This is a genomic window from Streptomyces sp. 796.1 (assembly GCF_047525675.1).
In the GTDB taxonomy this organism is placed as follows: Bacteria; Actinomycetota; Actinomycetes; order Streptomycetales; family Streptomycetaceae; genus Streptomyces.
On record NZ_JBLIWA010000039.1, the window covers coordinates 106,935 to 116,070 of the forward strand.

At 71.4% G+C, this 9,136-nt stretch carries 6 protein-coding genes; 5 read left to right on the top strand and 1 reads right to left on the bottom strand.

Features of this window, described 5'->3' with window-relative positions:
* Positions 1–16: 16 nt before the first annotated feature.
* From ACMA1D_RS24290 to cimA, 3 genes are all read left to right on the top strand, one after another.
* Positions 17–1,057, top strand: coding sequence for a 3-isopropylmalate dehydrogenase (locus tag ACMA1D_RS24290; protein WP_414726135.1), 1,041 nt, complete (start codon positions 17–19; stop codon positions 1,055–1,057).
* 660 nt (positions 1,058–1,717) lie between these two features.
* The gene (locus tag ACMA1D_RS24295; RefSeq protein ID WP_414726136.1) at positions 1,718–2,815 is read left to right on the top strand and encodes a branched-chain amino acid aminotransferase; all 1,098 of its coding nucleotides are present in this window, start codon (positions 1,718–1,720) and stop codon (positions 2,813–2,815) included.
* A gap of 566 nt (positions 2,816–3,381) precedes the next feature.
* Positions 3,382–4,980 (top strand): citramalate synthase, encoded by a 1,599-nt coding sequence (gene cimA, locus ACMA1D_RS24300; RefSeq protein WP_414726137.1) that lies wholly within the window; start codon positions 3,382–3,384, stop codon positions 4,978–4,980.
* Between the two features lie 475 nt (positions 4,981–5,455).
* On the opposite strand, the gene ACMA1D_RS24305 is transcribed toward cimA, so the two are convergent.
* A complete protein-coding gene (locus tag ACMA1D_RS24305) occupies positions 5,456–6,106 on the bottom strand; it encodes a YceI family protein (protein WP_414726138.1) in 651 nt (216 codons plus the stop codon).
* 767 nt (positions 6,107–6,873) lie between these two features.
* Here ACMA1D_RS24305 and ACMA1D_RS24310 point away from each other — a divergent pair.
* Together ACMA1D_RS24310 and ACMA1D_RS24315 are read left to right on the top strand one after the other, a co-directional pair.
* Positions 6,874–7,404, top strand: a complete 531-nt coding sequence (locus ACMA1D_RS24310; RefSeq protein ID WP_414726139.1) for a hypothetical protein — start codon at positions 6,874–6,876, stop codon at positions 7,402–7,404.
* Between the two features lie 261 nt (positions 7,405–7,665).
* The coding region (locus tag ACMA1D_RS24315; RefSeq protein WP_414726140.1) for an acyl-CoA carboxylase subunit beta at positions 7,666–9,136 on the top strand (1,471 nt) is incomplete at its 3' end.

Here is a 9,136-nt window from a genome sequence, read left to right on the forward strand (position 1 = left end):
CGAGTAGGGTCCTCGCATGTCTCGCAGCATTCGCCTCGCAGTGATCCCCGGTGACGGAATCGGCCAGGAAGTCGTGGCCCAGGGCCTCAAGGTGCTCTCGGCCGTGCTTCCCCAGGACGTGAAGCTGGAGACCAGGGAGTACGACCTGGGCGCCCGCCGCTGGCACGCGACCGGGGAGACCCTGCCGGACGCCGAGTTGGCCTCGCTCAAGGACCACGACGCCATCCTGCTCGGCGCGATCGGCGATCCCTCCGTGCCCTCCGGCGTGTTGGAGCGCGGCCTGTTGCTCAAGCTGCGCTTCGCCTTCGACCACTACGTCAACCTGCGCCCGTCCAAACTCTTCCCGAACACCCCGACGCCGCTCGCCGGCCGCCCCGACATCGACTTCGTGGTGGTCCGCGAGGGCACCGAGGGCCCGTACACGGGCAACGGCGGCAGCCTGCGCACCGGAACGCCGGCCGAGGTGGCCACCGAGGTCAGCGTCAACACGGCGTACGGGGTGGAGCGGGTGGTGCGCGACGCGTACGAGCGCGCCAACGCCCGCCCGCGCAAGAAGCTCACCCTCGTCCACAAGAACAACGTCCTGGTCTACGCCGGGCACCTGTGGAAGAACACCTTCGACCGGGTCGGCCAGGAGTACCCGGACGTCACCACCGACTACCTGCACGTCGACGCCGCGACGATCTTCTTCGTCACACAGCCCGAGCGCTTCGACGTGATCGTCACCGACAACCTCTTCGGCGACATCATCACCGACCTGGCCGCCGCGGTCACCGGCGGCATCGGCCTGGCCGCCAGCGGCAACATCAACCCGTCGGGCGCCTTCCCGTCCATGTTCGAGCCGGTGCACGGCTCGGCCCCGGACATCGCCGGCACCGGCAAGGCCGACCCCACCGCCACGGTGCTCTCGGTCGCCCTGCTGCTGCGTCACCTCGGGTACGAGGCGGAGGCCACCCGCGTCGAGGACGCCGTCACCGACGACCTGGCCGGCCGTGCCGGTGTGACCAGGACCACGGACGAGATCGGCGACGCGCTGGCGGTACGCGTCACGGCCTGACGCCCCGCCCCGCCGGCGGGCGCGTTCCTGCTGCCGGCTGACGCGCCGCCCCGCGCCGCCTGTCGGCGCGCGGGCCGTGACATCACCCACACCTCGCCGCGGCTCGCCCGCCCACTCCGTACCGGTGCGCCGCGCGGAACGTACCCGCTGTACGTTCCGCGCGGCGCATCCGCGTCCGCGCCGCCTGCCTCCGTGCCGGCCGCACGGGCCACGGAGCGGCGGGAATGACCGGTACGGGCGGGCTCCAGCACCACGGCCGGCGCCGCGGCACCAGCGTGGTGCGCCCGCGGTCGCGCCCCTGCCCGCGCTCCGGGGCGCGGGCGCAGAGCGGTGGCTCGGCCTCCGGATGTGATGGATGTGGCGGGGCGGCCCAAAGCGTACGTCTGAGTCGTACGGACGCGGCGGCGATACGGCGCTGGAGGGCGAAAACCCGGTTCGAGAGCCTGCTCACCGTCGCTGTGCTTCCGCGCGGCGGGGTGCGACCATCGAGGTCAGGCCCGCGCATGCCGAAGAGTGGCCTTGTGTTCCCTGGACGGTTCCGCGCGAGCGATAATCGAACGTGGGGCCGCAGCACAAGGCGAAACTTGGACGTTATAGCCGACTGACAGGGACGGAAGTGAGCGCGGTCCGTCGAACCCATATGGCGAAGGACACGTTCTCATGACGACGACCACGATCGAGCTCAAGCCCTCCTCGCATCCGCTGCCGGCCGCGGAGCGCGAGGCGATCTTGGCCAACCCCGGTTTCGGCCGCCACTTCACCGACCACATGGTGACCATCAAGTGGACCGAGGGCCGCGGCTGGCACGAGGCGCAGCTCGTTCCGTACGCGCCGCTGTCGATCGACCCGGCGAACATGACGCTGCACTACGCGCAGACCATCTTCGAGGGCCTCAAGGCGTACCAGCAGCCCGACGGCACCGTCGCCACCTTCCGCCCCGACGCCAACGCCGCCCGCTTCCAGGCGTCCGCCCGCCGGCTCGCCATGCCCGAACTCCCCGTCGAGACCTTCATCGCGGCCTGTGACGCGCTCGTCAAGCAGGACCGGGCCTGGGTGCCGGCCAACGGCGAACAGTCCCTGTACCTGCGCCCGTTCATGATCGCCACTGAGGTGGGGCTGGGCGTGCGCCCGGCCAACGAGTACCTGTTCGTGGTCATCGCCTCGCCGGCCGGTGCGTACTTCCCGCGCGGTGTGAAGCCGGTCTCGGTGTGGCTGTCCGAGGAGTACGTCCGGGCGGCTCCCGGCGGCACCGGCGCCGCCAAGGCCGGCGGCAACTACGCCGCCTCGCTGGTCGCCCAGGCCCAGGCCGCCGAGAAGGGCTGCGACCAGGTCGTCTGGCTCGACGCCATCGAGCGGCGGTGGATCGAGGAGATGGGCGGCATGAACCTCTACTTCGTCTACCGCGACGGCGACGCGGTGCGCATCGTCACCCCCGAACTGTCCGGCTCGCTGCTGCCCGGCATCACGCGCGCGTCGCTGCTGCGCATCGCAGAGGACCTCGGGTACGGCTTCGAAGAGGGCCGGATCTCCGTCGACGACTGGAAGAACGCCAACGCCGACGGGACGCTGACCGAGGTCTTCGCCTGTGGCACCGCCGCGGTCATCACCCCGGTCGGCTCCGTCAAGTCCGCCCGTGCCGACTGGACGGTGGGAGACGGCCAGCCCGGCGAGATCACCATGAAGCTGCGCCAGGCGCTGCTCGACATCCAGACCGGTGCCGCCCCGGACCCGCACGGCTGGCGCCACCCGCTCGGCTGAGGCACCCCGCTGAGTGGCGAAGGCCCCCCGACGGCTTCCGCCCCAGCGGACACGACGGCCCGCCCGCACCGCCGAACCCGGCGAGTGCGAGCGGGCCGCCGCGTATCTCCTCGTACGAGCGGACGGCCTGCACCGAGCCGGCGCCCCGCGCGCGAGGCCGCGCCGCCCGCCCGTGCTCCCACCGCGCGGTCCGACGGAGCCCACCCCGCGGTCCGACGGAGCGGCCCGCGTGATGGTCAGCCGTGGCCGAATGCGGCGCCCGCGGCGCGGCTCCCGCATGGTGAGACGGTGGGGCCGTGGGGCGTGCGGTGTGGCACACTCCTGCCGTGCTCTCGTTCGCCAGCATTATTGGCAGCAGGCGCGCCGGTCCGCAGTGACCGCCCCGTACGAACCGAGTACGGCGCGGACATCGTCGTCCCAGACCCGCGCGCAGACCTCTCGCACCCGCGAGGGGTCTTTTCGTTTCCCGGGCCATCTGCACCCGGGGGCGGAGCGCACGGAGCATAGTGGGGGCGGTGGAGCCGGTCATTCCGGTAGACCGAGATCCCGACAGGAGCCAGATCAGCATGACGGACGCACCCGACGACAACTTCCACGTGTTCGACACCACGCTGCGCGACGGGGCGCAACGTGAGGGGATCAACCTCACCGTTGCGGACAAGCTGACCATCGCCCGGCGGCTGGACGAGTTCGGGGTGGGGTTCATCGAGGGCGGCTGGCCGGGGGCCAATCCGCGGGACACGGAGTTCTTCAGCAGGGCCCGTACCGAGATCGACTTCAAGCACGCGCAACTCGTCGCGTTCGGTTCGACGCGGCGGGCGGGCACCAGGGCCCAGGACGACCCGCAGGTCCAGGCGCTGCTGGACGCGCAGGCGCCGGTCATCACGCTGGTCGCCAAGTCCCATGACCGGCACGTGGAACTCGCCCTGCGGACCACCCTGGAGGAGAACCTGGAGATGGTCCGGGACACCGTCTCCCACCTGCGCGCGCAGGGCCGCCGGGTGTTCGTGGACTGCGAGCACTTCTTCGACGGCTACCGGGGCAACCCCGACTACGCGCTCCAGGTGGTGCGCGCCGCGCACGAGGCGGGCGCCGACGTGGTCGTGCTCTGCGACACCAACGGCGGCATGCTGCCCGCCCAGGTCCAGGCCGTGGTGGCCGAGGTGCTCGCCGCAACCGGGGCCCGCCTCGGCATCCACGCCCAGGACGACACCGGCTGCGCCGTCGCCAACACCCTCGCCGCCGTCGACGCGGGCGCCACCCACGTGCAGTGCACCGCCAACGGGTACGGCGAACGGGTCGGCAACGCCAACCTGTTCCCGGTGGTCGCCGCACTGGAGCTGAAGTACGCGAAGACCGTGCTGCCCGCCGGCGCGCTGGCCGAGATGACCCGCATCTCGCACGCCATCGCCGAGGTCGTCAACCTCACGCCCTCCACCCACCAGCCGTACGTGGGCGTCTCGGCCTTCGCCCACAAGGCCGGCCTGCACGCGTCGGCGATCAAGGTGGATCCGGACCTCTACCAGCACATCGACCCGGAGCAGGTCGGCAACACCATGCGGATGCTGGTCTCCGACATGGCGGGCCGCGCCTCCATCGAGCTCAAGGGCAAGGAACTCGGCGTCGACCTCGGCGGCGACCGCGCACTGGTCACCCGGGTCGTCGAACGGGTCAAGGAACGGGAACTCGCGGGCTACACCTACGAGGCCGCCGACGCCTCCTTCGAACTGCTGCTGCGCGCCGAGGCGGAGGGGCGGGCGCGCCGCTACTTCCGGGTGGAGTCCTGGCGCGGCATCGTCGAGACCCGCCCGGACGGCGCCCACGCCAACGAGGCCACGGTCAAGCTGTGGGCCAAGGGCGAGCGCATCGTCGCCACCGCCGAGGGCAACGGCCCCGTCAACGCGCTGGACCGGGCGCTCCGTGTCGCCCTGGAGCGCATCTACCCGGACCTGGCCGACCTGGAGCTGGTCGACTACAAGGTGCGCATCCTGGAGGGCCGGCACGGCACCGAGTCCACCACCCGGGTCCTGGTGTCGATGAGCGACGGCCGGGGCGAATGGTCCACCGTCGGCGTCGGCGACAACGTGATCGCCGCCTCCTGGGAGGCGCTGGAGGACGCCTACACCTACGGCCTGCTGCGCGCGGGCGTCGATCCGCAGGAGTAGCCCGCGCGGCGCGGGTGCGGCGCCGAACGGCCGTCCGTACGTGCCCCGGCTCCCGGGGCACGTACGTGCGCGCGTGCGCGCGAACGGTAGCCATCTCTCCGTCCGTGGCCATCCTTCGCCCACCCTCCGGACCCGGCAGGTACGCGCGCGTGCGCGCGCAGTCGCGGGCGATGGGGTCGGCGCGGCTGTGCCCCGCCCCGTCGGCGCCGTGGCCGGACGGGGCGGTTACGTGGCGGCCCCGGGCCCCGGGGCCCACGCGCCAGACGCGCGCCGTACGGAGCCGGCGCGTCGGGCGTACGGGACGGACCCGCCCGGTACGCACGGGGCGGCGCGGACTGCTTGGCGCGGGTCGGATCGGCAGGGGCCCCGGGGCGGTGGTGGACACCCCGGGGCGGCGGTGGACAGGCCGCGGCCCCGGCCGGCCTACGGGGGGGAAGGCTCGGACGGGGCCGCGGGGTATGGGGGGCGTGGCGGATCAGGCGGCCGGGGTGGCCTTCACGGCAGAGATGTCGAAGGTGAGCTTCACCTTGTCGCTGACCATCACGCCGCCGGTCTCCAGCGCGGCGTTCCAGGTCAGGCCCCACTCGGAGCGCAGGATCGTGGCGCTGCCCTCGAAGCCGACGCGCTCGGCGCCGTAGACGTCGGTCGCCGCACCGTTGAAGTCCAGGTCGATGGTGAGCGGCCGGGTCACGTCCTTGATGGTCAGGTCGCCGGTGACGCGGAAGCTCTCGTCGTCGACCTGCTCCACGCGGGTGCTGCGGAAGGACATCAGGGGGAAGGTGTCGGCGGCGAAGAAGTCGTCGCTCCGCAGGTGCGCGTCGCGGTCCGCGATGCCGGTGTCCACGCTGGCGATCTTGATGTCGATGGAAGCGGTGGAGCGGGTCGGGTCGGCCCCGTCGAGGTGCAGCGTGCCCTCGTGCTCGCCGAACGAGCCCCGCACGTTGGTGACCATCGCGTGCCGGACGGTGAATCCGATGCTGCTGTGCGCCGGGTCGATCGTGTAGTCACCGGTGAGCCCCGCGAGGGCCGGGTTCGCCTGCTGCGGCGCCGCGGCGTCGGTGACGGCGGTGCCGGTGGCGGCGTGGGCTGCCGGAGCGGTGCTGCGCTTGCGGTTGAACAGAGCCATGGCTCCTCCTCGGGGGACGTTGTTGTTCAAGCTTCAACGAGATCTACCGTAGAGGCATTCCGTTCAATTTTCAACTTCTCCTCTCGGGCCCTCACTCGGCAACCTCGTTCCGGATCTCGCCGCAGGCTGCGATTCGGGTCTCGGGTCTCGGGTCCCGGTCCCGGACCTGGTTCGAATCGGGTCTCAGGCCGGGTCTCGGGCCTGGTCGCAGGCCCCGTCCCGGGTCTGATCCCGGGCTCCGTGTCGGGGCCGGGCTCCTGGCCCCGGGCTCCCAGTCCAAGGCGCCGGTCGGAGGACCCGGCCCGGGGCTCTGGCCCCGGTTCCGGGTCGGGCTCCGATCCGGTCGGCCGGTCCGCCCTCCGGCCCGGACGCTGCTGCGGAGCGGGCGGCCCCGCACCGCGGTCGTCCACGCCCGCACCCTTCCGAGTGCCGCGCCACGCGCAGCTCACACCCCCGAATGTCGGGTCTTGCCCTGTCGACCCCGTACGCCGGGGCCCGTGCCGTGCTCCCTGGGCCTAGCCTCGTATGCCCCGTGCCCCGTGCCCCGTGCCCCGTGCCCCGTGCCCCGTGCCCCGTGCCCCGTGCCCACCCGTGCCCCGCGCCCCGGGGCTCCGTGCCCGCGTCCCCGCCGCCCCGTTCCGCAGCCCGTGATGCCCTGTTCATGTGAAGGCTCTGGCGACGCGCGTAGAACTCGGGCATCATCCTGGGGCTCCACCTGCACCACAGGCCCGTCAACCGTCAGGTCCGTCCTCAGCAGGAGGCCCCCCATGGATCACGCGACGCACGGCAGTCCGCGCCCCCGGCGCGGTGTCCGTTCCCTTCTCACCGCGCTCGCGCTGACGCTCGGTGCGCTGTTCGCGCCCGGTGTCGGTGTCGTCAGCGGCGCCGGTGAGGCGCAGGCGGTCAGCAAGTTGACCCATGAGCAGGCGACCGCGATGTTCCGGAGCGCCGGGATCACCTGGTCGTCCTCCGGTGGTTGCTCCGACCGCAACAAGCCGAACTGCACGTCCTTCACGCAGCTCAACCTCAGCTCCGCGCAGGGCGCGCAGACGCTCAAGTCGGCCAGCCGCTGCGCCCTGAACATCACCGGCGGTACGGAGACCGGCCACGCCAGCGGCACCTACAGCCACTGGAACGGCTACAAGCTCGACTTCAGCCTCTCCACCTGCCTGACGAACTACATCACCAAGACGTTCACGTCCATCGGCGGGTCGAAGTGGAAGTCGGCCTCCGGCAACATCTACTACCGCGAGAGCAACCACTGGGACGTCACGTTCCACAACTGCGGGGGCTGCTGACCCGTCGACCCCCTAGGTCGCCGGCCCCGTTCTCCGCCCTGCTCGGGCGGCGAACGGGGCCGGCGGCATGCCCCGGCTGTGCGGGCCCGCTGGGGGAGCCCCTTATCCTTTGTGGGGTATACACAGGGGAAAATGGGGGTTAAGGTCCCCGCGATGCGGGAAGTGCGCTGGACGGTTCTGTCGCCTGTGACACGAAAACGAGCATGACGTTGTAGGAAAACGACATGAGGTTCCCGGGCCCAAGGAACGTACCGTCTTGGCATGACCAATCTCGAAGGTGCGCCCGTAGCGGCGAGTGACGTCCGTGGGCGCGTCGCCGAGCTGCAAGCCATTCGCGAGCAGGCTCGGCGCGGCCCGAGTGAGCGGGCCACCGAGGCGCAGAAGGCCAAGGGCAAACTGACGGCTCGGGAACGGATCGAGCTGCTGCTGGACGAGGGCTCCTTCAACGAGGTCGAGCCCCTGCGACGGCACCGTGCGGTCGGCTTCGGCCTGGAGGCGAAGAAGCCGTACACCGACGGCGTGATCACCGGCTGGGGCACCGTGCACGGCCGCACCGTCTTCACCTACGCGCACGACTTCCGGATCTTCGGCGGCGCGCTGGGCGAGGCCCACGCCACCAAGATCCACAAGATCATGGACATGGCCATCGCCGCCGGCGCCCCGCTGGTGTCGCTGAACGACGGTGCCGGCGCGCGCATCCAGGAGGGCGTCTCGGCGCTCGCCGGGTACGGCGGCATCTTCCAGCGCAACACCCGCGCCTCCGGCGTCATCCCGCAGATCTCCGTGATGCTCGGCCCGTGTGCCGGCGGCGCCGCGTACAGCCCCGCGCTGACCGACTTCGTCTTCATGGTCCGCGAGACCTCGCAGATGTTCATCACCGGGCCCGACGTCGTCCAGGCGGTGACCGGCGAGAAGGTCTCCCAGAACGGCCTCGGCGGCGCCGACGTGCACGCCGAGACCTCGGGCGTGTGTCACTTCGCCTACGACGACGAAGAGACCTGCCTCGAAGAGGTGCGCTACCTGCTCTCCCTGCTGCCGCAGAACAACCGGGAGAACCCGCCCGTCGTCGAGCCGGCCGACGCCGTCGACCGCCGCGGCGAGGCGCTGCTCGACCTGGTGCCGGCCGACGGCAACCGGCCGTACGACATGCGCAAGGTCATCGAGGAGATCGTCGACGACGGCGAGTACTTGGAGGTCCACGAGCGCTGGGCGACCAACATCATCTGTGCGCTCACCCGGCTCGACGGGGCCGTGGTCGGCATCATCGCCAACCAGCCGCAGTCGCTGGCCGGCGTGCTCGACATCGAGGCGTCGGAGAAGTCCGCGCGCTTCATCCAGATGTGCGACGCCTTCAACATCCCGCTGGTCACGCTGCTCGACGTGCCCGGCTTCCTGCCCGGCGTCGACCAGGAGCACGGCGGCATCATCCGGCACGGCGCGAAGATGCTGTACGCGTACTGCAACGCCACCGTGCCGCGGATCTCGGTCATCCTGCGCAAGGCGTACGGCGGCGCGTACATCGTCATGGACTCCCAGTCCATCGGCGCCGACCTCACCTACGCCTGGCCAACCAACGAGATCGCCGTGATGGGCGCCGAGGGCGCGGCCAACGTCATCTTCCGCAAGCAGATCGCCGGCGCGGACGACCCCGAGGCCATGCGGGCCCGGATGGTCAAGGAGTACAAGTCCGAGCTGATGCACCCGTACTACGCCGCCGAGCGGGGTCTGGGGG

Excerpts from the sequence above, each read along its gene's own strand:
- ACMA1D_RS24290 (WP_414726135.1), top strand. The coding sequence starts at position 17 with ATGTCTCGCAGCATTCGCCTCGCAGTGATCCCCGGTGACGGAATCGGC.
- ACMA1D_RS24295 (WP_414726136.1), top strand. The coding sequence starts at position 1,718 with ATGACGACGACCACGATCGAGCTCAAGCCCTCCTCGCATCCGCTGCCG.
- cimA (WP_414726137.1), top strand. The coding sequence starts at position 3,382 with ATGACGGACGCACCCGACGACAACTTCCACGTGTTCGACACCACGCTG.
- ACMA1D_RS24305 (WP_414726138.1), bottom strand. The coding sequence starts at position 6,106 with ATGGCTCTGTTCAACCGCAAGCGCAGCACCGCTCCGGCAGCCCACGCC.
- ACMA1D_RS24310 (WP_414726139.1), top strand. The coding sequence starts at position 6,874 with ATGGATCACGCGACGCACGGCAGTCCGCGCCCCCGGCGCGGTGTCCGT.